Source organism: Bradyrhizobium sp. WU425 (assembly GCF_021052305.1).
GTDB classification, from domain to species: Bacteria; Pseudomonadota; Alphaproteobacteria; order Rhizobiales; family Xanthobacteraceae; genus Bradyrhizobium; species Bradyrhizobium canariense_D.
On sequence record NZ_CP088089.1, the window covers coordinates 2,332,195 to 2,356,832 of the forward strand.

Sequence of the window (24,638 nt, forward strand, 5' to 3'; positions counted from 1 at the left end):
GCGCGATGATGTCACCTTTTCTAGGTGGCCGCCATGCGTCTGTCTGTGCACTGGATCACGTTGAGCTGCGGCAAAATGGGGCAGAAGGTCTGCCAGAGCTGGTGCGGCATCGTTCTGGTGCCATCCATGTGAATTGCGCATTGATCCATGCGCCAATTGGATCGATGCCCAACGCTGCGCGAAAGCATCTTCTCGCGCATCGGCCCCATGCCGATCTGATCGAGAATCCCGCAAAAACATGGCTGTTTTGCCGCGCGCTGATGCCGTTGATCCTCGCGACACGCCGCTTTGCAACGGCCGGCCGCAAGCCTTGCCTGCGCCGTCGCTTTGGCCATACAGTCCGCGCAACGGGCTGCGGCAACGACCGTTGCTCGAAAAACAATAATTGGGGAGAAACCGCATTATGTCCATCGTGCCCGTGAACCGTCGCGCGTTCATCAAGTCGTCGACGGGACTTGCCGCCGGCCTCGTGCTTTCCCCCGCACTCATCGGCCGCGCCGAAGCCGCGACGCTGAAGCTGAAATGCTCCTCGTCGCTGCCGAACGATCCCAAATTCGCCAACGGCCGGGTCTACTACGACAATCTGGTGAAGAACCTGAAGGCGAACGGCCTCGGTGAGCAGGTCGAGGTCGCGTTCTTTCCCGACAACCAATTGGGTCAGGAAATCGACGTCATCAACTCAGTGAAGCTCGGCGTCATCGACCTCATGGTGTCGGGCTCCTCGATCTCGGCGAATCTGGTGCCGCTGGTCGGCACCTACGACCTCGGCTTTCTGTTCTCGAGCTTTCCGCAGCAGACCAAGGCGTTCGACGCTGGCGCGGCCAAGCCGATCGAGGACGCGCTGCTCAAGGGCAGCAACATCCGCATCATCGCCTGGGCCTATAATTTCGGTTCACGCAGCGTACTTGCGAGGAAGCCGGTGAAGACGCCGGAAGATCTCGCCGGTCTCAAGATCCGCACGCTGCCAAATCCCGTCATCACGGAATGCCTGCGCCTGATGGGAGCCGCCGCGACGCCGCTGGCGTTCGGCGAAATCTACACGGCATTGCAGGCCGGCGTGCTGGACGGGCTAGAGCACGACCCGCCGACCATCCTGGCCAGCAAGTTCTTCGAAACGGCGAAATTCTATGCATTGACGCAGCACAATTTCTCGCCGCTCGCGATCTATTTCAGCGACACGACCTACAATCGCATGGATCCGAAGCTGCGCGAGGGATTTCTCGATGCCGCGAAGAAGGCTGCGGCCGACACGCGGACCCACGGGCTCGCCGTCGAGAAGGAAGCGCTGTCGGCCTTGACCGAAAAGGGCGTGACGGTGGCCGAATGCGACCGCGAGGCGTTCAAAAAGCGCGTCGCGCCGCAGATCGAGAACTTCATGAAGGCGCGGCCGGAATCCAAGGCCGTGATCGACATCATCCGCGCCACGCAGGCCTGACGTGGCAATGACAGCTGCCGTACCTCTCTCGGGCGGCCGCCACGGGAGCATCGCCCTGCTGCTTCGCTTCAGCGACGCGATCGCGGCCATCCTGCTGGCCACGGATCTCGTCGTCGTCTGCGGTTCCGTGCTGCTGCGCTTCTGCTTCAACGCGCCGGTGGAGTGGTCCGACGACGTCGCGCGCGGACTGATGGTCGGATCGGCCTTCTTCGGCGCGGCGAGCGCGCTCGCGCGCGGCGAGAATGTCGGCGTCTCTTTCTTCCGCGATCTGGCTCCGGTACGGCTGCGCGCGCTGGTCGACGCCGCGAGCGCGCTGCTGGTGGTGCTGATTTCGGGCTACGTCGCCTACAACGCCATCAAGCTCGGCTCGCTGACGGCGGGCCAGACCACCGGATCCGGCCTGCCGCTGGAGCTGACCTTCTACCCGATGGGCGCCGGCGCGCTGTTCATGACGGTGTTTGCGATCGACCAGCTCTGCGCCAGGCCGCTCCCTGACATCGTCAGAGGCCTCGTCGCGATTGCCGTCGTGACCGGCCTTTATCTCGCCTGGGATTATCTGTCGCCCGCCACGGTGCCGTCGGCGGCCACGCTGATGCTGATCGGTTTCTTTGCGACGTTGGTCGGTGGCTTGCCGATCGGCTTTGCACTGGCGCTGGCCGCGCTGATCTTCATCTGGGTCGAGGGCGCGCTGCCCGGCGTGATCTTCGCCCAGCAGATGGCGCGCGGCATCGACAATTTCGTGCTGCTCGCGATTCCGTTCTTCATTCTCGTCGGCTACCTCATGGAAGCCAACGGCATGTCGGTGCGGCTGATCGAGCTGTTGCAGCGCGGGGTCGGCCGCATGCGCGGCGGTTTGAACGTCGTGATGGTGGCCTCGATGGTGCTGTTCTCCGGCATTTCCGGCTCGAAGATGGCCGACGTCGCCGCGGTCGGCTCCGTGCTGATTCCGGCCGCGCGCCGCTCCAAGCAGAATCCGGGCGGCGCCGTGGCGCTGCTCGCAGCCTCCGCGGTGATGGCGGAGACTATTCCGCCCTGCATCAACCTGATCATCCTGGGCTTCGTCGCGAACCTGTCGATCGGTGGTCTGTTCGTCGCAGGGCTGTTGCCCGCGGCGCTGATGGCGCTGGCCTTGATCGCCGTCTCCATCATCTTCGGCAAGACTCCAATTGAGACTCCAACTGAGTCTCCAGCTGATGCCGAGGTCATCGCGCCGCAGATGCCGGTGTCGGGCCTGTGGAGCGGCGCGATCGCCTCGTTCGGCCTGATCTTCATGATCTTCTTCGGCTTCAAGAGCGGCTTTGCCACCGCCACGGAAATCTCGGCCTTCGCCGTGGCTTATGCACTCGTCGTCGGCAGCGTGGTGTTCCGCGAACTCAGCTTCACATCGGCTGCGCACAGCTTCGTCCAGGGAGCGACGCGCGCGGGGCTCGTGCTGTTCATCGTTGCCGCAGCGCAATCGCTGGCGTTCACGCTGACCCTGCAGCAGGTGCCGCATGCGGTCGGCGATTTCATGCTGGGATTGTCCAAGACCAGCGGCACCTGGCTGTTCATCCTGCTCGCGATCGGCGTGCTGATCGTGATGGGCTCGGTGCTGGAGGGGGCGGCCGCGCTGATCATCTTCGGGCCGCTGCTGCTGCCGGTGGCCGTGCAGCTCGGCATCGATCCCCTGCATTTCGGCGTGGTGCTTGTGATCGCGATGGGCATCGGCCTGTTCGCGCCGCCGCTCGGGCTCGGGCTTTACGGCGCCTGCCTGATCGGCAATGTGCCGATCGAGCAGACGGTGAAGCCGATCATGGGCTATCTCGGCCTGTTGTTCCTTTGCCTGCTCGTGATCGCGTTCGTGCCATGGCTCAGCACGGCATTGCCGCGCGCGTTCGGCTATTGAGGGAGTATCGCCGTGAAAGTCCTGCTGGCCCACACGCCGGAGATGCGCCGCAATTACTACGGCGATCGCAGCCTGAACGGCTTGCGCGCGACCGCCGAGGTGATCCTGCACGAGAGCGATGAGACGCTGGTCTCAGCCAGCCTCGTGCGCGCTGCGCAAGATGTCGACATCATCGTGGCCGATCGCATGACCGAGGGACGCGGCGAGATCTTTGCGCAACTGCCGCGCCTGCGCGCCTTCGTCCGCTGCGCCGTCGACATCCGCAACGTCGATGTCGAGGCGGCCTCGAACGCCGGCGTGCTCGTGACCCGCGCCGGGCCTGGCTTCGTGCAAGCCGTTGCCGAGCTCGCGGTTGGCTTCATGGTCGATCTCTCCCGCGGCGTATCGCGAGCGACGGCCGATTATCACGCCGGCCGCAAGCTGGAAGCGCGGATGGGCCGTCAACTCGCCGGCAGCAAGATCGGCATCATTGGCTATGGCAGCATCGGGCGCTATCTCGGGGAAATCGCCAAGGTGATGCGCATGGAAGTGCTGGTCGCAGATCCCTTTGCGACCGTGACCGACGGTGCCATCCGGCAGGTCAGCCTCGACGAGCTCCTCGCCGCGTCCGACTATGTCGTCTGCCTTGCCATCGCCAACGAGCAGACCGAAAATCTGATCGGCGAGGCGGCGCTGGCGCGGATGCAGAAGCATGCGGTCTTCATCAATCTCTCCCGCGGCAACCTGGTCGACGAAGCGGCGCTGGCGAAGGCGTTGCTTGAAAATCGAATCGCGGGTGCCGCGATGGATGTGGGCCGCGCGCCCGACCAGATGCCAAGCCCGGAGCTTGCGAAGCTTCCCAACGTCATCGCCACGCCCCATGTCGGCGGCCTGACGCCGCAGGCGATCGAATATCAGTCGCTGGAAACCGTGCGGCAGGTCGAAGCGATCGTCAAAGGCGAGATCCCGCAAGGCGCCGTCAACGCCGACCGCTGGACGCGGCGGCCGTGATCTGCTCTATAGCCGGTCCACAGCTTTGAACGTCCCGTCCTTCTGGATCACCGTCAAAAACACCTTCGGCGGCGCGTCGAGCATGCGCATGCCGACGGTGATGGTGCTGCCGCTGATGTCGAAGCGGCCGACATCGTTGATGGTGCGCAGCAGGCTCGCGCGCGTCGGTTGCGGTCCGGCTTGTTCCAGCGCCGCGGCCGCGAGACGGCCGGCGATATAGCCTTCGAGCGCCACGAAATTCGGTGTCAGCGCCGGGTCGAACGCCGTCTGCGCCGCCTGGTAGTCGGCGACCAGCTTAAGCGAGCGGTCCCAGGGAAACGGCACGACCTGCGTGACGACGACGCCTTCGCCCTCGGGGCCGAGCTCCTTGGCGAGCGCAACGGCGCCGACAAAGGAGATGTTGACGAAGGTCGGATTGGCGCCGCTGCGGTGCGCGAGCTTGATGAACTCGGCGCAGGGACCGTAGGTCCCGACCATGACGATCGCCTCGGGTTCGACGCGCTTGATCGTGCGCCAGGCCGACGCGACGGCGCGGGTGTTGCGCTCGAAGGTGCCTTCGGCGGCGAGCTCGAGGCCGCGCCTGGCAAGCGCGCGCTTCACGCCGGAAAGACCGTCGCGCCCGAACGAGTCGTCCTGGTAGAAAATGGCGATGCGGGTGAAATGGCGATCCTCGGTGAGATGCTTGACCCACGCCTCGGCCTCGGCGCCATAGCTTGCACGGATGTTGACCACGTTCGCAAGCTCGAAGTCGCGCAAGAATTCAGCGCCGCTGAAGGGACCGATGAAGGGCACGTTCCTGGCGCTGGTGATCGGTATCGTCGCCACCGCGGTCGGCGTGCCCACCGCGCCGATCAGCGCGAACACCTTCTCGTCCTCGATCAGCCGCAGCGTCTGCGCCAGCGAGCGGTCGGGGTCGTAGCCGTCGTCACGGCTGATGAGCTGGAGCTTGCGGCCGTGGACGCCGCCTTTGGCGTTGATCTCGGTGAAGGCTGCGACGATGCCCTGCCGCATGCGCTGTCCGAGTGTGGAGGAGGGACCCTCGAGCGCTGCGGCTTGGCCGAACAGGATCGCATCCTCGCTGACGCCGATCTCGTCGGCTTTCGCCGGCAGCATGATTGCTGCCAGGACGGCGACGGTCATGACGATGCATGTCGCAGATCGAGATCGATACATCAGAAAAGTCTTGCCGGGTGCGGTGAGTAGCTTCGTGAAAGCTATCGCCACGGGATGAATCGGCGATGTATCGACGGCTCCGTACTACTCCGGGGAAAACCGGCAACTTGCTTCGACAGAGCCCGCATCATCCTGCACTTCATTAACTAAACCGGGTAATGCGGAAAAGCCGGGTTCCGAAATTGTGCAGTTCTTAACCGCGGTCCTGTTCCGATAGTGGCTCCGGCGGCTCAACCAGAGGTTCGGTTGAGCGCGACAGGGGACGGCGGTTTTTGGAATGGGCGGTCGGGATCAGAACGATCAGGATCGGGGGCGTATGACCGGATGGTGGCGTGCCGCGCCGCTGCTCGGGCTCTATCGCCCTGCGCTCGTCGCAGTCGGCGTCGGTCTTCTGTTTTCGGTCGTGGCTGCAGCCGCCGTGGCGCGATGGGAAGGCCGCGTCAACAAGATCGAGTTCGAGAACGCGGCCGAGACCGAAGTGATCGTCATGCAGAACGGCATGAGCGAGTACATCTCCAGGCTCGTCGCGCTGCGCACGCTGTTCGAATCGACCAATCAGGAGATCACCCGCAGCGAATTCGAGACCTTCAGCGCCCGCCTGTTCGAGCGCCATCCCGGCATGCTGCGCATCTCCTGGGTGCCGCGGGTGAACCGCAAGGAGCGCGCCGAATACGAGGCCGCGGCGATCACGGACGGCGTGTCCGGCTATCGCATCAAGTCGCTCCAGGGCGATGCGTTCGCGACCGCGCCGCAGAGCGACGAATATTTTCCGGTGTTCTACTCGACCCAGCCGAAGACGTCTCCAGTCTACGGAATGGACTACGCGACCGTTCCGGAGCGCCGCGCGGTCCTCGAGCGCGCGCGCGACACCGACCGGATAGGGGCCATTCGCACCCGCCTCTACGAGCCGAAGGAGGGCGGCCGGTTGCCCGACGTCCTCGTCGCCATTCCCGTCTACGCCAAGGGAACGTCGCGCGACGCGGTCGTGGACCGGCGCCGCAATCTCGCCGGCTTCGTCGTCGGCGTCTTCGACCTGCCGCTGCTGATCCAGTCCATTCGCGTGACCACCGGGGCAAGCCCCGCGGTCAGCGTCAACGTCTATCCGCCGTTCGCGGGTCAGATCGTCGGCCTGGAGCAAATGCTGCCGGATTACTCGTCGGCCGCGACGGCGCCGCAGACGATGCGGGACGTCGCGCGGACCCTGCACTGGTCGGGCAATCTCAAGATCGGCGACACCGATTGGCAGGTGCGGGCGGTTCCGGCTGCCGGCGGTCCGCTGGAGACGACTTACGATCGCGCGGGTGCGGTGCTGATCGTCGGCATGCTGCTGACGCTGTCGCTTTCGACCTATCTCATGCTCGCAAGCCGCAATTCGCAGCGGCTGTCACTGGCGAACCGGCGGGTGCTCGAACTAGCCCAGACCGACATCCTGACCGGATTGCCGAACCGCGCTTTCTTCCTGGCCCGGCTCGACGAGCTCAAGGGCCGTTTGAAGGACACCGGTCCGACCTTCTCGATCCTGATGCTCGACCTCGACCGCTTCAAGAACGTCAACGACTCGCTCGGTCACGGTGCCGGCGATGCGCTGCTGCGTCAGGTCGCACAGCGGCTGAAATCCGCTTTGCGCACCAGCGACGTGCTGGCCCGGCTCGGCGGCGACGAATTCGCCATCATCCAGGAAGCTTGCGAGGATCAGCGCGTCTGCTCGACCGAACTGGCGGGGCGGATCGCCAAGCTCGTGGCCGAGCCGTTCCTTCTTCCCGGACACCGCGTAGAGATCGGTACCAGCATCGGCATTGCGATCGCGCCCGATCATGGCAGCGATCAGGAGCAGCTGCTGAAGAAGGCGGACCTGGCGCTCTACCGCTCGAAATCGTCGGGCCGCAACTGCTTCACCATCTACGACAAGGCGATGTCGGCCGAGCTCGAGGCGCGCAGCACGCTGGAAGGCGATCTGCGCGACGCCATCGCGCGGTGCCAGCTCGAGGTGCACTACCAGCCGTTCGTCGACGCCCTCAGCGGCACGCGGCGCGGCTTCGAGGCGTTGGTGCGCTGGCGGCATCCGACGCGCGGCTTGATTGCGCCGGACCAGTTTATCCCGCTTGCGGAGGAGACCGGGCTGATCGTGCCGCTCGGCGAGTTTGTGCTGCGGCGCGCCTGCGCGGACGCGGCCGGCTGGCCGTCCGATCTTGCGGTCGCCGTCAACCTGTCGCCGATCCAATTCAAGGAGGCCGAGCTGTTCGAGATGATCAGCGCGGCGCTCGCCGATTCCGGATTGCCGCCGCAGCGGCTGGAGATCGAGATCACGGAATCCGTGCTGCTGGAGCGTGGCGTCGAGAACCACGCCTTCATGGAGCGGCTGAAGAGCATCGGCATCGCGCTCGCACTCGACGATTTCGGCACCGGCTATTCGTCGCTCAGCTATCTGACCGCTTTCCCGTTCGACAAGATCAAGATCGACAAATCGTTCATCCGGAACCTCACGCATCAGCCGCGCAGCTCCGCCATCATCTCCTCGATCGTGACGTTGGCGCGCGGGCTGGACATGTCGGTCACCGCCGAGGGCGTCGAGACCCGCGAGGAGTACGAGCGGCTGAAGGCGCTCGGCGTCAATTTCGCGCAAGGCTATCTGTTCGGCCGCCCGCAGCCGATCGAACGGATCCTGTTCGACGCGCCCGCCAAATCGTCGCAACGCGACGCGGCCTGAGGGCGGCCGCCCAAGGGTCGCTCAATGAGGCATGCGCGAAAAGCGCTTGACCCGGGCGGTCCCGGATGGTCGGAAGGACCGTCCAGGGATGAAACACACAATGCGGCTTCCGTTCTTCTACGGCTGGGTCGTGGTCGCGGTGACCTTCGTCACCATGGCCATCGGCGTCAACGCGCGCACCGCCTTCTCGCTGTTCTTTCCTCCCATCATCTCCGAATTCGGCTGGGAGCGCGGCGTCACCGCGGGCGCCTTCTCCTTCGGCTTCGTCGTTTCGGGCATGGTCAGCCCGCTGATCGGCCGGCTGATGGACCGCGCCGGCCCGCGCGCGGTGATGGAGCTCGGCGTGGTTCTGATGGGCGGCGGATTGCTGCTCGCGCCGCTCACGAGCCAGCCCTGGCATCTCTACGTCACCATCGGCGTCATGGTCGGTGCCGGCTCGGTGTGTCTCGGCTATTCCGGACAGTCGTTGTTCCTGCCGAACTGGTTTATCCGCACGCGCGGCCTCGCCATCGGCATCGCCTTCGCCGGGGTCGGCATCGGCTCGGTGACGCTGCTGCCATGGGTGCAGCACATGATCGAAGGGACCGGCTGGCGCACCGCCTGCACGGCGATGGGCCTGATGATCCTGATCGTGCTGGCGCCGATCAATCTGTTCCTGCATCGACGTCCGGAGGATATCGGCCTGCGGCCTGACGGCGATGCGGCCCCGGCCGCAGGCGCCGCAAAACCCGTCTCCAACATCGTCGATCCCGTCTGGGCCGGGACCGAATGGACACTCCGGAAAGCGGTCGCCACGACACGGTTCTGGTGGATCGCGCTCGGCTATTTCTGCGGCCTCTACATCTGGTACGCGGTGCAGGTGCACCAGACCAAATTCCTGCTCGACATCGGCTTTAGCCCGGGTGTCGCGGTGTGGGCACTCGGCATCGTCAGCCTGCTCGGCATTCCCGGCCAGATCCTGCTCGGCCATGTCTCCGACCGGATCGGGCGGGAATGGGTGTGGGCGATCAGCTGCGCGGGCTTTGCGATCTCTTTCGCGGCGCTGATGGCCCTGAAATTCCAGCCGTCATTGTGGCTGGTCTACCTCATGGTGTTCACGCAAGGCGCGCTCGGTTACGGCCTGACCTCGATCATGGGCGCAGTGGTGTTCGAGATTTTTCAGGGCAAGCACCAGGGCAGCATTTTCGGCACGATCATGCTGGCGGCATTGGCCGGCGGCGCTGCCGGTCCCTGGGTCACCGGCTTGCTTTACGATCGGGTCGGCGACTACACGCTGGCCTTTGGCGTCGCCATCATCGTGAGCGGATTGTCGGCGCTCTCGATCTGGCAAGCTGCGCCCCGCAAGGTGCGCGCCGTTGCCGGCAAGCTTCAGGTGGAAACCGGCGCCGAATAGGTTCCGTGCGCGCCCAATTACCTTCGTTTCTTTCGCGGAATGTTAATCATGTCGCGTCTTGGCGCGGTGCGAGGGGACTGCAAAAACGACTTGGACACCATGGTGGCGCTAGCGTCGGTTGCATATTTCCCGATGCCTCCGGGTCTAGCGATGTCCGCCTCCGATTGTGCCATGACAGAAACTCCGGAAGTGCTGTTGGCCGCGCTCGAACGCGCCGACGAGGGCATCGTCATCGTCGACAGCGCGCATCGCATCACGCATTTCAATGCCGGTGCGGAGCGGATTTGGAAACTCGCACGCGCTGATGTGCTCGGTCACGACGCCGAAATTCTCACCCTCAAATGCCTTCAGGCCGATCCGGTTGCAGAATTCCGTGACGAGATCAGCCTCATGCGAAACGACGGGAGCCGCATCCGGGCGGCCATCTCGCTTTCAGCCATTGCAAGTGAAGGCATTACCTATCGTATCGTGTTCGCGCGCGACGTCACCGCGGATGCCGAACGCCGCGCCAGGATCGGGCTTCTCCACGCCGTCTCCGACCAGACCAACCGCGCGGTGCTCATCACCGACACCGACCAGGACATCGTCTACGTCAATGCCGCCTTCACGACGCTGTTCGGCTACACCAGCGAGGAAGCCGAGGGCCGCCGTGCCAGGGGCCTGCTCGCCGGCCGCCACACCGATCGCAAGGCCGTTGCGAAGCTCGTCAAGCGCCTGATGGAGGGTGGCCACCGGGGCGAGGTCGAGATGCTCGCCTATGACAAGGACGGCGAGGAGATCTGGGTCTGCGCTCGCATCGATGCCTTCCGCGACAGGAAGGGCCAGGTCAAGCACATCTTCGCGCTGCTCGAGGATATCACCGAGACCAAGCAGCTGCGCTCGCTGCAGCAGCTCATCATGGGCGCGCTGGCTGACGAGGTTCCGATCGGCGAGATCGCCGACCGGCTGTGCCGCCGTGTCGAGCAGATCGCGCCCGACGTCGTCTGTTCGCTGCTTCATATCGATGCCGCGGGCCTGATCCATCCGCTCGGCGGCCCAAGCCTGCCCGAGGACTATTCCCGCGCACTGGACGGCGTTGCCATCGGCCCCAATGTCGGCTCGTGCGGAACCGCGGCCTTCTACGGCGAGCCGGTGCTGGCGACGGATCTGGAGACCGACCCGCGCTGGCGGCCGTACAAGGCGATGCCGCTCGCGATTGGCCTGCGCGCATGCTGGTCGACGCCGGTCAAGGCCAAGGACGGACGGGTCATCGCCACGTTCGCCTTCTACTACCGGGAGCCGCGCGCGCCGAGCAATTGGCATCGGCGCATCGTCGAGGCCTGCGTCAATCTCGGCGCTTTCGCGATCGAGCGCAAGGAAGCGCGCGCCGAGATCGCGCGGCTCGCCTATCACGATATCCTCACCGGCCTGCCGAACCGCGCGCAATTGCGGCGCCTGATCACCACCGCCATCGATGCCTGCCCGACCGGCAGCCACGTCGCGCTGGCCTTCCTCGACGTCGATCATTTCAAGGACGTCAACGACACACTCGGTCATGCCGCCGGCGACGAGCTCCTGATCCAGCTCGCGCAGCGCCTGCGCGAGCAGATCGGGCCCGAGGACATGCTGGGGCGACTCGGCGGCGACGAGTTCGTGATCCTGCTGCCGCAGCGCAACGCCGAGGGTGCCGAGCGCGTCGCGGCCGGAATCACCGAAGCGCTGGCCGCGCCGCTGCGGCTCGGCTCGAGGCAGCTGCAGATGTCGGCGAGCATCGGCGTCAGCCTCTATCCCGATCACGCCACCGACATCGACACGCTGATGCAGCAGGCGGACGCGGCCATGTACATGGCCAAGCAGGCCGGCCGCTCGACCCATCGCCTGTTCAGCGCCGAGATGAACGGGCTCACCGAGCAGCGGCTGGCCTTGATTGCGGCGCTGCGCCGCGCCATCGCCGAGGGCGCGCTGACCCTCCGCTATCAGCCGCAGATCCGCAGCTGCGACGGCGCGATCCATGGCGTCGAGGCGCTGGCGCGCTGGCACGATGCCGAGCTCGGCGACGTCTCGCCGGCAAAATTCATCCCACTCGCCGAAGAGTGCGGCCTGATCGAGCAGATCGGCCTGTGGTCGGTGCGCGAGGCCTGCCGGCAGATGGCGAGCTGGCGCCGCGCTGGGCTGAACATTCCATCCGTGTCGGTGAATCTGTCGCCGATCAATTTCCGCAACGTCACGCTGGCCGCGCGGCTCAAGGATATCCTCGCCGAATACGATCTGCCGGCGGATGCGCTGATGCTCGAGATCACCGAGGGCGCGTTCATGCAGGACAGCGTCGCCGCGCTCGAGACGATGAACGCGATCCGGGAGCTCGGCGTCGGGCTTTCCGTGGACGATTTCGGCACCGGCTATTCCAGCCTCAGCCGGCTCGCCCATCTGCCGATCCGCGAGCTCAAGATCGACCGCAGCTTCATGCGCGACATCGAGCGTGACGCCGGCGCGCTCGCGATCGCCACCGCTGTGGTGCGCGTCGGGCAGGGCCTCGGCATGACTGTCGTCGGCGAAGGGGTTGAGACCGAGGCGCAGCGCAAGGTGCTGGCCGAGCTCGGCTGCGACGTCGTGCAAGGCTTCCTCTACGCGCCCGCGCTGGCGCCCGTCGCGTTCGAGCGCTGGCTGATCGAGCACTGCGCCGAGCAGGCGCAGGCGATGCTGGCTCGTCTCGACATTGCACCGGCCGGCGCGACCGCGGTGAAGCGGTCGGCGTAGGGCGTCTACTCTCGGAGCCGCCACGGCAGCAACGACCGGCTAGTCATCGAAATCAACGAAACGCGTTACTTCGATCGTGTCTGGTTTGATTTTGCTCGGCATTGACGCGGCAATGCATAGTGAACGGTCAGCAGGCTTTCGTTCCTGTCATCGAAAATCAAATGATCGGTCAAGGCCATTTCCGCGCGCATCGCGTTGCAGCAGAAGATCATCCATCGATTGAACGTGGGCAGCTGGCTCATGGAGCGGTAAAGCTCGCCACATTCGATGGTCAGGTTCTGCCGGCCTTGCGCATTCGCCAATTCGAGCCGGGATCGAATCTCTTGCCGGAAACCATCCGTTGAAACCATGCGACTCCGATAGCCGAAAACCCTTCTGAGAGGGGGGATCAGCCGGCCAGTATTGAAATCGAGCGATGAGCCCCGTCAACTCAGACGTCAGGCCGTGTGACCATAGAGCAATGCCAACACAAAGATACAGCTAATAAAGCCGATCGGATCGATGCGCTCGTCTCGCTATTGGGTGACGGCGTTCCTATATGCTCGAGATCACCGCCCGCCCTTGGCAGTTATCGGTGACTGAGAGCATTGCGCTCCCGCCTCAACCACGCAGGCGGTCGGATGTCCGATATCCCAAAATACAAATCTCCTGGACTGATTGGTATCTCGGGTGCCGGTGCGGGTCGCTGCGTCGGCCTGCATGCGGCGGAATCCATTTTCAATTGATCTGCAGCAGCGATCTCGCACGCAGATCGTCAGGAGGTTTACGTGGCAAACACAGCAACGATCCGAAATTCGAACGGGCTTCCAGCCACATTCACGGGATCGAAGACCGGGCAGGACGACGCTCCGTTTGTCTTCGTCAAGGTCGGCGATGAAGAGCGCCGCATGCGAAGGGCTGAATGGGATGCGCTTCCGCCCTGGACCGGCCCGCGCCCGGCACGAACAGTCAACGACTGATCGCACAGCCTTGGGGAGTCCCGCTTGACGGTCGAACATGCCATCGTGCGAACCAAGCCGAAGCCCTGGGGCAGCCTCGATCTGCGGCCCTGGAGTGAGACGTCGACGAGCGACGGGCCGATCGGGGAATTGTGGTTCGAGCGCCCGGGTCTTGCTGCGCCGAAGACGACGTTGCTGCTCAAAATGCTCTTCACCACCGAGCCCCTGTCGATTCAAGTTCACCCGGATGATGCGTTCGCGCGCTCGATCGGCCTTGCCAACGGCAAGACCGAAGCCTGGTACATCGTCTCTGCGATCCCTGGTGCCGGGGTCGCGGTGGGGCTGAACCATCCGCGCTCCGCCGCGGAGTTGCGAACCGCGATCACTGATGGCTCGATCGCCGATATCGTGGATTGGCAGCCGGTTCATCCAGGCGACGTCATCTTCATTCCTGCTGGAACAATCCATGCGATCGGGGCCGGCATCGTGCTCGTGGAAATCCAGCAGCACAGCGACGCCACGTTCCGGCTGTTCGACTACGGACGAGCGCGCCAACTGCACATCGACCATGCCGTCGCGGTGGCGACGGCAGGCCCACGCCAGATCCAATCGCCGTCCGAACGCCTGAGCGGCGCCCGAACCGTCCTCACGGTCAATTCCTATTTTGCGCTGGAGCAGACGGACCTTGCTCCAGGCTCCGTTTGGATGCTCGACGCACCGAAAGAGACCTGGTTGCTGGCGATCGAAGGCCACGCCCAACTCGGCTCGACGAGCCTGGCGCCGGGGGAGGCGTTCTTCCTGGAAGCCGACCATGCGGAAATCGAGGTCGGTGCGAGCGGCTTGAAAGCGCTCCTGGCCTATCCCGGCCCGAAGATAAACCCTGCTGCGCTAACAGAGCGCAGCGCCGCGAGCGCCAGTCGCGCACCGCACGCCTTTCCCGGCACCCTGGTCCCGTCTCCCGTCGAGACCGCCACGCTCAAACAATCGGAGACGCCAAATTGGCTGCCGTAAATCGTATCGCATTCATCGGCAATTCGCTTCCCCGCCGCTGCGGCATTGCGACCTTCACCACCGACTTGCAGAGCGCCGTTGCGGCGTCCCGGAGTGATCTGGAGACGGTCATCGTCGCGATGACCGATCACGGCCAGGTCTACGATTATCCTGCCACCGTGGGCCTGGAGATCAACGACGACAGGCAAGATGACTATGTCCGTGCGGCTGCCTATCTGAATAGCGGCGGCTTCGAGGCCGTTTCGCTGCAACACGAATTCGGAATTTTCGGCGGCGAAGCCGGAGGCCAGATCATGGCGCTTCTGTCGCGCCTGACCATACCGATCGTGACAACCCTGCATACGGTCTTGTCCGAGCCGACAGAGGCTCAGCGCGACGTCATCACGCGCATCGTCGAGTGCTCGTCCAAGATCGTCGTGATGGCTGAAAAAGGTCGGGAATTGTTGCGCTCCGTCTATCACGTGGCTGACGAGAAGATCGAGATCATCCCGCATGGCATCCCGGAATTTGCGTTCGTCGAACCCGACGCGGCCAAGGCTGCACTCGGATTCAGCAACAAGTCGGTCATCCTGACCTTCGGATTGCTGTCGCCGAACAAGGGTATCGAAGTCATGATCGATGCGATGCCGTCGATTCTGAAGACCCGACCCGACGCCGTTTACGTCGTCCTCGGTGCGACGCATCCCAACCTCGTGCGCGACCGTGGCGAAGCTTATCGTGAGTCCCTGATGGCGCACGCGCGCCAGGCTGGCGTCGAGGATCACGTCGTGTTCCTCGATCAGTTCGTCGACAAGAAAACGCTGCTCGATTTCATCTCGATGTCCGACGTCTACGTGACGCCGTACCTCAGTGAGGCCCAGATGACCTCGGGCACGCTGGCCTACAGTTTTGGCCTCGGTAAAGCCGTGGTGTCCACCCCGTATTGGCATGCCCGTGAACTATTGGCCGAGGGCCGCGGCATCCTGGTTCCGTTTGGCGACGCGGCAGCGCTCGGCATTGAAATCGCCAAGTTGCTCACCAACGACGTGCTTCGGCAGGCGATGCGCAAGCGCGCCTATTCGAGCAGCCGCGCGATGACATGGGAAAGAACCGCCGAGCGCTATATGTCGGTCTTCGAGAACGCCGGCCGCCGGCATCGGCTCAAGACCATCGCGCGTATGGATACTGGTACGCTGCTGCGCGACAGCCGCGCCCCGCCGGAAATGCAGCTCGGCCATTTCCTGTCGATGTGCGACGACACGGGACTGTTTCAGCATGCCGTTCATAGCGTGCCGGATCGTGCCCACGGCTATTGCGTCGACGACAACGCCCGGGCGCTGCTCGTGGCCTGTGCGCTCAACAATCCGGGTGAAGAGCGGCTGCCGGAAGCGCTGACGGCGCGATTTGCCGCTTTCGTCCAGCACGCCTGGAATCCGGATACACGACGATTTCGCAATTTCATGGGCTTCAACCGCTGCTGGTTGGAGGACAAGGGATCGGAGGACAGTCACGGACGTACGCTCTGGGCCTTGGGCGTGTGCGCGTTGACCGACGCCAGCTCGTCGCGGCGCTCATGGGCCGCGGCCTTGTTTTCCGAAGCAATGGTGACAGTGGAAGATTTTCGTTCGCCCCGTGCGTGGGCGTTCGTATTGCTGGGCCTCGATGCTTACTGCTCGGCTGTCCCGGGCGATGTCCAGGCGACTCGCCTGCGGGCCGTGCTTGCCGATCGGTTGATCTTGATCTTCGACACCGTGGCAACTGGCGATTGGGTCTGGTTCGAGGACGGGTTGGCCTATGATAACGCGCGCTTGCCCCAGGCGCTGATCATGACCGGTCTTGCCAGCAAGACATCGCGCTATGTCAATATCGGGCTGGAGTCGTTGCGCTGGCTTGTGAAGCGGCAAACCTCAGCGAAAGGCCAATTCCGCCCGATCGGCACGGCGGGGTTTGGCGATCGACGCCAACCGTCGCAAGCCTTCGACCAGCAGCCGCTGGAGGCCGCGGCGACCATCGCGGCATGCCTCGCCGCGTGGCGGGCCGATCACGATGTCGAGTGGAAAGCCGAAGCCGCGCGGGTCTTCGCGTGGTTTCTGGGCAGCAACGACCTGTCGGCCTCGCTGGTCGATTTGGAGACCGGAAGCTGCCGGGATGGCCTGCACCCCGATCGTCCCAATGAGAACCGGGGAGGGGAATCGGTGGTGTCCTATTTGCTTGGGCTTTCCGAGATTCGGCAAATTGCCCGCCTGAGCGAAAGCCGGGCCAAGCCTGCTCCTCTCGTCGCTTGACGGAGCAGGATTACGATTTCCTCCTTCAACCCATCGAGGCCGTCTTGTCGCAATCTCCCTTCCTCAAACGCCAAGCCCTTCAGCTGCGGCCTGATCCGACCCGTGTCATCGTTCGGCCTTTCAAGCCGGCAACAGAGCCGCGCGACCTCAATCCGACGGACAAGACCCGCGCCAACCATATCGTCGAACGGGTCCTCGCGCTCGATGCCGAGACGGCCGACCGGCAATTGGCCGACGTTCTGGAGAATTTCCTCGGTCGTCACCGCAACCTGTTGCAGATCTTCGAGGCCCGCGCCGCGGAGATGGAAGAGGCGCTGGCCGACCATGCTGTATTCACGCAGGTGCAGCGCCAACTCGCGGGCGCCTATTTTCTCAACGAATATTCGTTCGAGGCCTCGGCATTGTTCAATCCGAGTATCGTGCCGCATCCCGATCAATCCGGAACGCCGGAAGGCAGCCTTCGCTTCATCCTGAGTCTTCGTGCCGTCGGCGAGGGTCACGTGTCGTCCCTGACATTTCGCTCGGGGCTTATTGCGGCAGACGGGACCGTGACCATCGACCCGACCGCGCGCCTTGCATCCAGCCCCGATCTCGTCAGGCTGACATCGGGCGCTGGCGGCGACGAGATTGATGTTACATTCGCGGCCGGCCAGGATCTGAGCGAGCGGGTGATTTTCCCGGTCACCGAAGCGCAGTCGAACGGGATCGAGGACGCCCGCTTTGTGCATTTCAGCAACGCCGGCGAGACGATCTACTACGCGACCTACACCGCCTATAGCGGACGGGCAATCCGGTCGGAGCTGATCGAGACGTCCGACTTTGTATCGTTCCGGCTATCGACCCTGAAGGGCAGTGCCGCGCGCAACAAGGGCATGGCGTTATTCCCGCGCAAGATCGGGGGCAGATATGCAATGATCGCGCGCCAGGATAACGAGAACCTCTATCTGATCTTTTCCGACGATCTCCAGACGTGGGATGGCGGCCAGCCGATTCTGAAGCCGCGATACCCCTGGGAATTCGTGCAGATCGGCAATTGCGGATCACCCATCGAGCTCGACGTCGGGTGGCTGCTGCTGACGCACGGCGTCGGACCTTTGCGAAAATATTCGATCGGGGCCGCGCTGCTGGACAAGAACGACCCTTCGAAGGTGCTCGGCCGCCTGCGCGAGCCACTATTGCGCCCGGACCCTTCCGAACGCGAAGGATATGTTCCAAACGTCGTCTACACTTGCGGCGCGATGCGCCACCACGACAAGATCATCTTCCCCTACGCGGTCTCCGACAGCTACTGCAATGTCGCGACAATCGAGATCGGATCCTTGATCGCGGCCATGGACAGGAGCGCATAGGAACTGCGCTGACCGTTCTCGACATCCATCCGGTGGATTGGAAAAGCGTGAAGCGGTCGGCGCAGAACACTGCGTCGAGCTGGTGATATCCGGGCTCAGGCATCCGGTTGCAGGAACGTGCCGTACTGCTTGGTCGCGGCGACCGCGGCCGCGGCCTGTCCGATCATCCGCATCGCGGCCATCATCGGCCACGGCCCGAGGCTGACCCGCCGAACGCCGACGCGAGCCAGATCCGGAAGTGCGGGAACGCCTTGTGTCACCATGATGTTGACCGGCAGAGGCGTGAGCTGAACCAACTTTTCAATGAGAGCGAGATCGGTGAGGCCGGGGACGAAAATTCCGTCGGCGCCGGCCTCGGCATAGACCTTCGCCCGCCTTGCCGCTTCGTTCATGCACTCGTCCGGCGATCCGAATTTCAGCAGGAACGGATCTGTTCTCGCATTGATGAACAGCTGAACTCCAAGATCTTTCGCGGCGTCGCGCACGGCCTTGATCTTGGCGGCATGGAGTTCGGGATTGACCAGTTGCCGCTTTCCCCCCGATAGCCCGTCCTCGATATTGATGCCGACGGCGCCGGCTTTCAAAATCTCGGTCGCCGATCTGGCGGCGGCCTCCGGGGTGTCGCCATATCCTGCCTCCAGATCGATTGAGACTGGAACTGACACGGCCGCAGTCATCCGCGATACGAGGCCGGTCACCATGTCGAACGGGACATTTTCTCCGTCGGCGTATCCAAGTGCGGAGGCGACCGCGCCGCTGCTGGTCGCGATGGCCGGAGCGGTCTTCGCGATGGCTTTGGCGGTGGCGGCGTCCCAGGCGTTGAACAGGACGAGCGGATCGCCCTTCCTGTGAAGGGCATGAAAGGTCTCGGCATATTGATGTTGTGTCTTGGCGTCCATTGCGCGCACTCCAGATTAGAAAATCGAAGGATGTTGTGGGCCACCGCCCTCTGCGTTCAGTCAGGCGCGTGCGTCTTGAACCAGTCCATGATCAGGCCGGTGACTTCTTCCTCACGCTCGAGGTGCGGGAAGTGCCCGACATCGGGCAGGACAATCCGCTTGTGCGGCCCCTTGAACAGCGGCTCCTCCTTGACCGAGTACCTCGCTGTCGGATCGTTGCTGCCATAGATCGTCAGCGTCGGCGTGTGCATGTCATTGATCGGCAGCCGGCCCGTGAGCCCCGCATCGGTCAGGCCTCCGTAATATTTCAGCGCCGCGGCCATCGTGCCGGGCGAGCTGAGTGTCTCCTTGATCGAACGGATGTGCTCGGCATTGTTGAATGTCGGTGACCACAGCTTCCAGAGATAGTCGACAAAGGGGAGGCCCTCGGTATTGACCGCGGATTCGGCGCCGGGCAGCTGGAAAAAATAGACGTGGAAGACGGCTCGAACGAGCTCCGGATCCCGTCTGATGCTCGAAATTGTAATCGGGTGCGCGGTGTTCATGACCACGGCGGCCTTGATTGCCGATGGCGCCGTGGCCAGCGCCTGAAAGGTCGAGGTGCCGCCCCAATCCATGCCGACGACGCGTGCCTGTCCGTCGTCGCTCAGCGCCGCGATGAGGGCTTCGAGATCCTTGCCCAGTGCGATCGGATCGAAAATGCCGTCCGCCGGAATCTCGGTCGGCGCATAGCCACGCAGGAACGGCGCGACGGCACGATACCCGGCATCCGCGAAGACCTGCAGCTGCTTTCGATACGACCAGGCATTGTCGGGAAAGCCGTGCAGGAACATGACCAGGGGGCCATCGCCCTGTTCGAGATAGGCGAAGCGCACGCCGTTGGCCTGCACGTATTTCAAGGCGGGTTCGGTGCCCCTGGTATCCGCTTGGGCATTCGCTTGTCGTGCCGCGCTCCGAGTATTCATCGTCATTCTCCATGTGATCGAGCCCCGCGATCCAAATTATGTGCGGAGCGCACATATCGTCAAGTTGTTTTTTGTGCGCTCCGCACATATTGTCGGTGTATGGAAATTGGAATCGCAAATTTGCTGGGGGCGCTTTCGCTCGCCGTCATGGATCGGATCGAGCAGGGCGCGCGCGAGGTCATCGGCCGCGGTGGCGAGACCCCTGCGGCACTGGTCGTCATCGGCTATGGCCAGGGCATGACCAACGACAAGCTGCGGCGGATCCTTGGCCTGTCGCATTCAGGAACGGTCCGGCTGGTGGACCGTCTGGTGTCGGATCGGCTGGTCGAACGTCGGCCCGGACAGGACGGCCGCGAGGTTGCCTTGCACCTGACGGCGAAGGGCGCCGCAACCCGCAACGATTTGATGACTTCGCGGATTTCGGCCGTCGCGTCGCTTCTGGATGTACTGTCGCCGGCTGAAACGAAGCGCCTTGAAACGCTGCTCCATGAGTTGTTGGCTCGGCAGGATACCTCCGAGATGGATCGCTTCACGATCTGCCGCATGTGCGACGACAGCGCTTGTACGAATTGCCCCTTGCCCACGGACAAGGGCAAACGCGCTCGCTAGCGGGCGCGCTCGAGACTATCATCCGGCTTGGGCGCAACGCGCGTTCACATCGCGGAAAGGAACGTCCGGCGTTTCCCCACGTTGTCGGCCCACCAGCACAAGCCGGTCCATACGATGAAGAAGATCGCCACCATCCTTGTCATGCTCTGTGCCTTTCCGGCGGCCGCCCGCGCGGACAGCTGGAGTGGCTATCGCATTCCCGAGACCGGGACCAGCGTCGATATCCCTTCGTCCATCTTCACCGAGCAAGCCGGCCGGCCCGACGGCTATGGCATGCAGTACCGGACCAGCGACGGCCGTGCGGATTTGACGGTGCAGGCCGTTCCCAATGACGGCAGCTCACCGGCCGCTTTCCTGGCGCGGAAGAATCCGCCGCCCGGCATCACCTACAAGCGCATCACGCCGCGCTTCTTCGTGGTCTCCAGCACCCGGGGCGGCAAGATCTGGTACGACCGCTGCAACTTTGGCCGCCGCTACGTGCATTGCGTGCTGATCAACTATCCGGCCGCCGAGAAGCGGCAGTGGGATGCACTCGTGACCCGCGTCAGCCGCACGCTGAGCGGCGGTTGATCCGTTCACCAACGAAAAACCTGCTCACAAAGAAAAACTGCCCGCAGGTTGCGGGCAGCAGTCTCGTGAGGATGGTTCAGCGCACGTTGGTCGATGTCGTCGACATGGTCGGCTTGGAGCCCGGCACGTGCGACATGGTCTTGGTGGTCGACCCGACCTCCTCGCCCGCCTTGACTTTCGTGCGGGTGTGGGAGCGGCTGAACGTACCACCCTCATGCGCCTGCGCGCGCGCATTGGAATTGAGCACCGGACCGTTGCCCTTGTTCATGCTGGTGCCGGACTGCGCCTTGCCGTTGGCAGACGCGGCGCTGCCGCCCGCTGCAATCGACGAGCCGGTCTGTCCGGAGCCCGACGTCGACGTGCCGCCGGTGCCGAGCGTGCTGGCCGAGGTGCCGCCGGCCGCGGCCGAGCCCCCGGTGCCGCCGGTCATGCTGGTTTGCGCCGACAACGGCGAGGCGGCGGCAAGCAGGAGTGCGACCGACGAGGTCGCGATCAACATTCTCATCTGTGAAATCCTATTGCTATGGCGACGATGTCGAGATGGTGCAGCCGTTGACCGTGACGGTGCTCGCGCTGGTCGAACCCGGGCCGCCGGCCGTCGAGGACGAACTCGACACGTTGCCGCCACCGGCCTGGACGTGCACCGACGATCCGCCGGCCGAGCTAGAGCTCGACAGCGAGCCGCTCGATGAGGTCGAGCCGGTGGTGCCCGAACCCGATGACCCCAGCGCGGTAATGCTGCCGTCGGGATGTTTTTCCACCGTGACCCGGCAGGTCTCGCCGGACGCGGTCTTGCCGGTTTTCTGCATGGTTTCCCCCGCAGCGGCGCTGCTCATCAAAGTCAAAACTGCGATCGCAACGATTGGTCTGTTCATGCCAGTCCTCCTCAGGAAGGACGAAGGAGCGGCATTGCTGCCGCTCCGCCGGCCGGATGTCAGTCCTTGTCCTTCTTCATCTCGTCCTTGTGGTGGCCTTTGCCCTTTTCCATGCCCATGTCGCTGGCATGTCCCGCGGAGGAGCCGGCCGCTCCCACGGTCGAGCCGCTCTTGCCGCCGCCGGCCGACGAGCCGCCCGTGCCGACTGTCGATGCCGAGTTGGAGCCGGAGCCTGCCGCAGAGCCGCCGGTGCCGACGCTGGACGAACTCTTGCCGCCACCCGCCGACGAACCACCGGTGCCGAGCGTCGAGGCCGAGCCTGAGCCGCTGCCGGAGCCTGCGGCGGAGCCGCCGGTGCCGATCGACGAACTGCTGGTGCCGCCGCCCGCCGACGAGCCGCCGGTGCCAAGCGTCGAGGCCGAGCCCGATCCGCTGCCCGAACCCGCCGATGAACCGCCCGTGCCTACGGTCGAGTTGCTGGTGCCACCGCCGGCTGACGACCCGCCAGTGCCGACCGTCGAACTCGACTGCGCCACGGCGAGCGCGGTACCGGCCAGCAGCGCAGCTGCGGCCGCAGACAATTTCAGAATCCTCATCGCTGTCTCCTCGAATGATCAAATTGCCAAAACAGGCACGGGATAAAGTGGCAAGCTGCAGAAACGTTCCTTGGATCGGTATGAGGATGTGGAAAATGCGCGCGAGAATTGCGACGAGGTTCCAGCGGCGCGGCGCGCCGATGCCGAGCGGGAACAGCGAAGCGCGACGATCTGAAGAAAACAAACGCTACTTCAACGACAATCCCGTCCTGCGCCGCAGATCCGTGATCGCGCGCAGAAAACTGTCGGCCGGCGTCGTCTCCGGATCGATCAGGCGGTGCAGGCGAAAGCCGTCTTCCAATGCCAGCACGACGGAGGCCATCCAGGGGGGATTGAGCGTGTCGCCCTTCGCGTTGCTCTTCAGCGTTGCCTCGATGATGTCGGCGACCAGCTTGCGCCGCGCGCGCAGGCGCTTTGCAAGCTCCGGTCGGCGCTTCTCGGCGCGGGCGACAAACAGGATCATCTCCATGTGGAGCAGCGGCGAGCGGCCGAGCGGATCCTGCCTTGTGCGATCCATCGCCTTCAGCGCCGCGATGAAGTCGTCGAGATTGTCGTGCTGCGCGAGGATGTCCATGTTGCGCCGGATCGACTGCGCGACATGCTCCTCGAGCATGGCGATAATCAGCTCGTCCTTGCTCTTGAAGTTGGAATAGAACGCGCCGCGGCTAAATCCGGCCGCCGCCGCGATCGCCTCGATGCTGGCGCCGCCGATGCCGTCCTGCTCGAACACGCGCGCCGCCGCCTCGAACAGCCTGTCGCGCGTGTCGTCCCTGGTCGGCCTGGTTCTCACCCTTGACATCGGGGCAGTTTAGGGCAAAATGCAACTCGATACAACAATGTATCGAGTTGATAATTCCGGGATGGTTACGCTGCGCAAGAGGGGCTGCGGCGTATGCGATTCATGCGGCAACCGATATGAGGTCACCATGAACGAGCACGTGCAGGGCACCGGCGGTCCGCTGTTCAACCCGCTGTCGCCGGACTTCATCCGCGATCCCTATCCGCATTATGACCGGCTCCGCGCGATCTACCCGATTCACGTGACGCCGTTCGGCCAGTTCGTCGCCAGCCGCCATGCCGATGTCAGCCTCGTGATGCGCGACAAGCGTTTTGGCAAGGATTTCGTCGAGCGCTCCAAGCGCCGCTATAGCGAGAAGATCATGGAGGAGCCGGTCTTCCGCAGCATGAGCCACTGGATGCTGCAGGCCGATCCGCCTGACCACACCCGCCTGCGCGGCCTCGTCGTGAAGGCCTTCACCGCCCGCCGCGTCGAGGACATGCGGCCACGCATCCAGGAGATCGTCGACCAGACCATCGATGCCGTGATCGACCGCGGCCACATGGACCTGATCGAAGACTTCGCCTTCCGCCTGCCTGTCACCATCATCTGCGACATGCTCGGCATCCCCGAGGACCATCGCGAGACTTTCTATAACAGCTCGCGCGATGGCGGACGGCTGCTCGATCCCGTGCCGCTGTCGCCGGAGGAGATCGCCAAGGGCAACGCCGGCAACATGATGGCGCAGATGTATTTCCAGCAGCTGTTCGAGCTTCGTCGCAAAAATCCCGGCGACGATCTCATTACCCAGCTGGTGCAGGCCGAGGAAGACGGCAACAAGCTCACCAACGAGGAACTGACCGCCAACATCATCCTGTTGTTCGGCGCCGGCCACGAGACCACGGTCAATCTGATCGGCAACGGCCTGCTGGCGCTGCATCGCAATCCGGACCAGCTCGCGCTTTTGAAGGCGCGGCCGGACCTGATGGTGGGCGCGATCGAGGAGTTTCTGCGCTACGATTCCTCGGTGCAGATGACCGGGCGGGTCGCGCTGGAGGATATCGACGATCTCGGCGGCGCCAAGATCCCCAAGGGCGAGACCGTGCTCTGCCTGCTGGGCTCGGCCAACCGCGACCCGGCGGTCTATCCTGACCGCCCCGACCGGCTCGACGTCACCCGCCAGAATGTGAGGCCGCTGTCGTTCGGCGGTGGCATCCATTTCTGCCTGGGGGCCCAATTGGCCCGCCTCGAGGCCGAGATCGCCATCGCCACGCTGTTGCGTCGGCTGCCCGACCTGCGCATCGACGACGTCGAAAACCCCGAATGGCGGCCGACCTTCGTGCTGCGCGGCCTGAAGCGGCTGCCTGCGAGCTGGTGATGGCTGCCGGCGTTAACCTCCGCGCGCAACAGTCGCTGTGACTTCGCCACACTTCCCCCTATATAAGGGGCTGTTCCGGTACGTCTG

Annotated in this window: 21 protein-coding genes; 13 read left to right on the forward strand and 8 right to left on the reverse strand. The window is 64.1% G+C overall.

Translation table 11 applies throughout. The features are described 5' to 3' along the window. Positions 1–20 precede the first annotated feature (20 nt). Entirely contained in the window at positions 21–335 is a 315-nt protein-coding gene (locus BcanWU425_RS11150; RefSeq protein ID WP_204512050.1) for a hypothetical protein, read from the reverse strand. A gap of 68 nt (positions 336–403) precedes the next feature. Here BcanWU425_RS11150 and BcanWU425_RS11155 point away from each other — a divergent pair, with 68 nt between their 5' ends. From BcanWU425_RS11155 to BcanWU425_RS11165, 3 genes are read left to right on the forward strand one after another with little or no spacing between them, the layout of a single operon-like run. Continuing rightward, complete coding sequence (locus tag BcanWU425_RS11155; RefSeq protein WP_085350285.1) at positions 404–1,435, forward strand: TRAP transporter substrate-binding protein; 1,032 nt, start codon at positions 404–406, stop codon at positions 1,433–1,435. Between the two features lie 7 nt (positions 1,436–1,442). Next, a complete protein-coding gene (locus tag BcanWU425_RS11160; RefSeq protein WP_204512049.1) occupies positions 1,443–3,320 on the forward strand; it encodes a TRAP transporter large permease in 1,878 nt (625 codons plus the stop codon). Between the two features lie 12 nt (positions 3,321–3,332). After that, complete coding sequence (locus BcanWU425_RS11165) at positions 3,333–4,310, forward strand: hydroxyacid dehydrogenase (protein ID WP_204512048.1); 978 nt, start codon at positions 3,333–3,335, stop codon at positions 4,308–4,310. Positions 4,311–4,316: 6 nt separating this feature from the next. Here BcanWU425_RS11165 and BcanWU425_RS11170 read toward each other — a convergent pair whose 3' ends face one another. Continuing rightward, the gene (locus BcanWU425_RS11170; protein ID WP_026232708.1) at positions 4,317–5,483 is read right to left on the reverse strand and encodes an ABC transporter substrate-binding protein; all 1,167 of its coding nucleotides are present in this window, start codon (positions 5,481–5,483) and stop codon (positions 4,317–4,319) included. A 316-nt stretch (positions 5,484–5,799) separates the two neighbouring features. Between BcanWU425_RS11170 and BcanWU425_RS11175 the strand changes: the two genes are divergently transcribed. The 7 genes from BcanWU425_RS11175 (at position 5,800) to BcanWU425_RS11205 (ending at position 17,881) form a co-directional block, all read left to right on the forward strand. Continuing rightward, complete coding sequence (locus tag BcanWU425_RS11175; RefSeq protein ID WP_231190441.1) at positions 5,800–8,190, forward strand: bifunctional diguanylate cyclase/phosphodiesterase; 2,391 nt, start codon at positions 5,800–5,802, stop codon at positions 8,188–8,190. Between the two features lie 100 nt (positions 8,191–8,290). Continuing rightward, positions 8,291–9,583, forward strand: a complete 1,293-nt coding sequence (locus tag BcanWU425_RS11180; RefSeq protein ID WP_204513988.1) for an MFS transporter — start codon at positions 8,291–8,293, stop codon at positions 9,581–9,583. A gap of 150 nt (positions 9,584–9,733) precedes the next feature. Further along, positions 9,734–12,319, forward strand: a complete 2,586-nt coding sequence (locus tag BcanWU425_RS11185) for an EAL domain-containing protein (RefSeq protein ID WP_231190444.1) — start codon at positions 9,734–9,736, stop codon at positions 12,317–12,319. Positions 12,320–12,438: 119 nt separating this feature from the next. Beyond that, positions 12,439–12,663, forward strand: a complete 225-nt coding sequence (locus BcanWU425_RS11190) for a hypothetical protein (protein ID WP_231190446.1) — start codon at positions 12,439–12,441, stop codon at positions 12,661–12,663. A 639-nt stretch (positions 12,664–13,302) separates the two neighbouring features. Further along, complete coding sequence (locus BcanWU425_RS11195) at positions 13,303–14,268, forward strand: class I mannose-6-phosphate isomerase (RefSeq protein ID WP_204512044.1); 966 nt, start codon at positions 13,303–13,305, stop codon at positions 14,266–14,268. Continuing rightward, positions 14,256–16,532 carry a glycosyltransferase family 4 protein gene (locus tag BcanWU425_RS11200; RefSeq protein ID WP_085350277.1) on the forward strand — a complete coding sequence of 759 codons (2,277 nt, stop codon included), beginning with the start codon at positions 14,256–14,258 and terminating at the stop codon, positions 16,530–16,532. The genes BcanWU425_RS11195 and BcanWU425_RS11200 overlap by 13 nt, the downstream gene beginning before the upstream one ends. A 44-nt stretch (positions 16,533–16,576) precedes the next feature. After that, positions 16,577–17,881, forward strand: coding sequence for a glycoside hydrolase family 130 protein (locus tag BcanWU425_RS11205; protein ID WP_085350311.1), 1,305 nt, complete (start codon positions 16,577–16,579; stop codon positions 17,879–17,881). Between the two features lie 95 nt (positions 17,882–17,976). Here the strand turns inward: BcanWU425_RS11205 and BcanWU425_RS11210 are convergent, their stop codons facing one another. Together BcanWU425_RS11210 and BcanWU425_RS11215 are read right to left on the reverse strand one after the other, a co-directional pair. Further along, a complete protein-coding gene (locus BcanWU425_RS11210) occupies positions 17,977–18,780 on the reverse strand; it encodes an isocitrate lyase/PEP mutase family protein (RefSeq protein WP_018454308.1) in 804 nt (267 codons plus the stop codon). Positions 18,781–18,836: 56 nt separating this feature from the next. Beyond that, on the reverse strand, positions 18,837–19,745 hold the full coding sequence (locus BcanWU425_RS11215) for an alpha/beta fold hydrolase (RefSeq protein ID WP_026232712.1): 909 nt from the start codon (positions 19,743–19,745) through the stop codon (positions 18,837–18,839). A gap of 120 nt (positions 19,746–19,865) precedes the next feature. Here BcanWU425_RS11215 and BcanWU425_RS11220 point away from each other — a divergent pair, with 120 nt between their 5' ends. Continuing rightward, the gene (locus BcanWU425_RS11220) at positions 19,866–20,354 is read left to right on the forward strand and encodes a MarR family winged helix-turn-helix transcriptional regulator (RefSeq protein WP_231190451.1); all 489 of its coding nucleotides are present in this window, start codon (positions 19,866–19,868) and stop codon (positions 20,352–20,354) included. 114 nt (positions 20,355–20,468) lie between these two features. Continuing rightward, positions 20,469–20,924, forward strand: a complete 456-nt coding sequence (locus BcanWU425_RS11225; protein WP_026232713.1) for a hypothetical protein — start codon at positions 20,469–20,471, stop codon at positions 20,922–20,924. Positions 20,925–21,000: 76 nt separating this feature from the next. On the opposite strand, the gene BcanWU425_RS11230 is transcribed toward BcanWU425_RS11225, so the two are convergent. From BcanWU425_RS11230 to BcanWU425_RS11245, 4 genes are all read right to left on the reverse strand, one after another. Continuing rightward, the gene (locus tag BcanWU425_RS11230; RefSeq protein WP_018454312.1) at positions 21,001–21,423 is read right to left on the reverse strand and encodes a hypothetical protein; all 423 of its coding nucleotides are present in this window, start codon (positions 21,421–21,423) and stop codon (positions 21,001–21,003) included. 22 nt (positions 21,424–21,445) lie between these two features. Beyond that, a complete protein-coding gene (locus tag BcanWU425_RS11235; RefSeq protein ID WP_026232714.1) occupies positions 21,446–21,799 on the reverse strand; it encodes a hypothetical protein in 354 nt (117 codons plus the stop codon). Positions 21,800–21,858: 59 nt separating this feature from the next. Then, positions 21,859–22,395, reverse strand: coding sequence for a hypothetical protein (locus BcanWU425_RS11240; protein ID WP_018454314.1), 537 nt, complete (start codon positions 22,393–22,395; stop codon positions 21,859–21,861). A 187-nt stretch (positions 22,396–22,582) separates the two neighbouring features. Next, positions 22,583–23,194 carry a TetR/AcrR family transcriptional regulator gene (locus BcanWU425_RS11245; protein ID WP_018454315.1) on the reverse strand — a complete coding sequence of 204 codons (612 nt, stop codon included), beginning with the start codon at positions 23,192–23,194 and terminating at the stop codon, positions 22,583–22,585. Between the two features lie 127 nt (positions 23,195–23,321). Here BcanWU425_RS11245 and BcanWU425_RS11250 point away from each other — a divergent pair, with 127 nt between their 5' ends. Further along, on the forward strand, positions 23,322–24,551 hold the full coding sequence (locus BcanWU425_RS11250; RefSeq protein ID WP_018454316.1) for a cytochrome P450: 1,230 nt from the start codon (positions 23,322–23,324) through the stop codon (positions 24,549–24,551). The last annotated feature ends 87 nt before the right edge of the window (positions 24,552–24,638 follow it).

Excerpts from the sequence above, each read along its gene's own strand:
- BcanWU425_RS11150 (WP_204512050.1), bottom strand. The coding sequence starts at position 335 with ATGGCCAAAGCGACGGCGCAGGCAAGGCTTGCGGCCGGCCGTTGCAAA.
- BcanWU425_RS11155 (WP_085350285.1), top strand. The coding sequence starts at position 404 with ATGTCCATCGTGCCCGTGAACCGTCGCGCGTTCATCAAGTCGTCGACG.
- BcanWU425_RS11160 (WP_204512049.1), top strand. The coding sequence starts at position 1,443 with ATGACAGCTGCCGTACCTCTCTCGGGCGGCCGCCACGGGAGCATCGCC.
- BcanWU425_RS11170 (WP_026232708.1), bottom strand. The coding sequence starts at position 5,483 with ATGTATCGATCTCGATCTGCGACATGCATCGTCATGACCGTCGCCGTC.
- BcanWU425_RS11175 (WP_231190441.1), top strand. The coding sequence starts at position 5,800 with ATGACCGGATGGTGGCGTGCCGCGCCGCTGCTCGGGCTCTATCGCCCT.
- BcanWU425_RS11180 (WP_204513988.1), top strand. The coding sequence starts at position 8,291 with ATGCGGCTTCCGTTCTTCTACGGCTGGGTCGTGGTCGCGGTGACCTTC.
- BcanWU425_RS11185 (WP_231190444.1), top strand. The coding sequence starts at position 9,734 with ATGTCCGCCTCCGATTGTGCCATGACAGAAACTCCGGAAGTGCTGTTG.
- BcanWU425_RS11210 (WP_018454308.1), bottom strand. The coding sequence starts at position 18,780 with ATGGACGCCAAGACACAACATCAATATGCCGAGACCTTTCATGCCCTT.
- BcanWU425_RS11215 (WP_026232712.1), bottom strand. The coding sequence starts at position 19,745 with ATGAATACTCGGAGCGCGGCACGACAAGCGAATGCCCAAGCGGATACC.
- BcanWU425_RS11225 (WP_026232713.1), top strand. The coding sequence starts at position 20,469 with ATGAAGAAGATCGCCACCATCCTTGTCATGCTCTGTGCCTTTCCGGCG.
- BcanWU425_RS11230 (WP_018454312.1), bottom strand. The coding sequence starts at position 21,423 with ATGTTGATCGCGACCTCGTCGGTCGCACTCCTGCTTGCCGCCGCCTCG.
- BcanWU425_RS11235 (WP_026232714.1), bottom strand. The coding sequence starts at position 21,799 with ATGAACAGACCAATCGTTGCGATCGCAGTTTTGACTTTGATGAGCAGC.
- BcanWU425_RS11240 (WP_018454314.1), bottom strand. The coding sequence starts at position 22,395 with ATGAGGATTCTGAAATTGTCTGCGGCCGCAGCTGCGCTGCTGGCCGGT.
- BcanWU425_RS11245 (WP_018454315.1), bottom strand. The coding sequence starts at position 23,194 with ATGTCAAGGGTGAGAACCAGGCCGACCAGGGACGACACGCGCGACAGG.
- BcanWU425_RS11250 (WP_018454316.1), top strand. The coding sequence starts at position 23,322 with ATGAACGAGCACGTGCAGGGCACCGGCGGTCCGCTGTTCAACCCGCTG.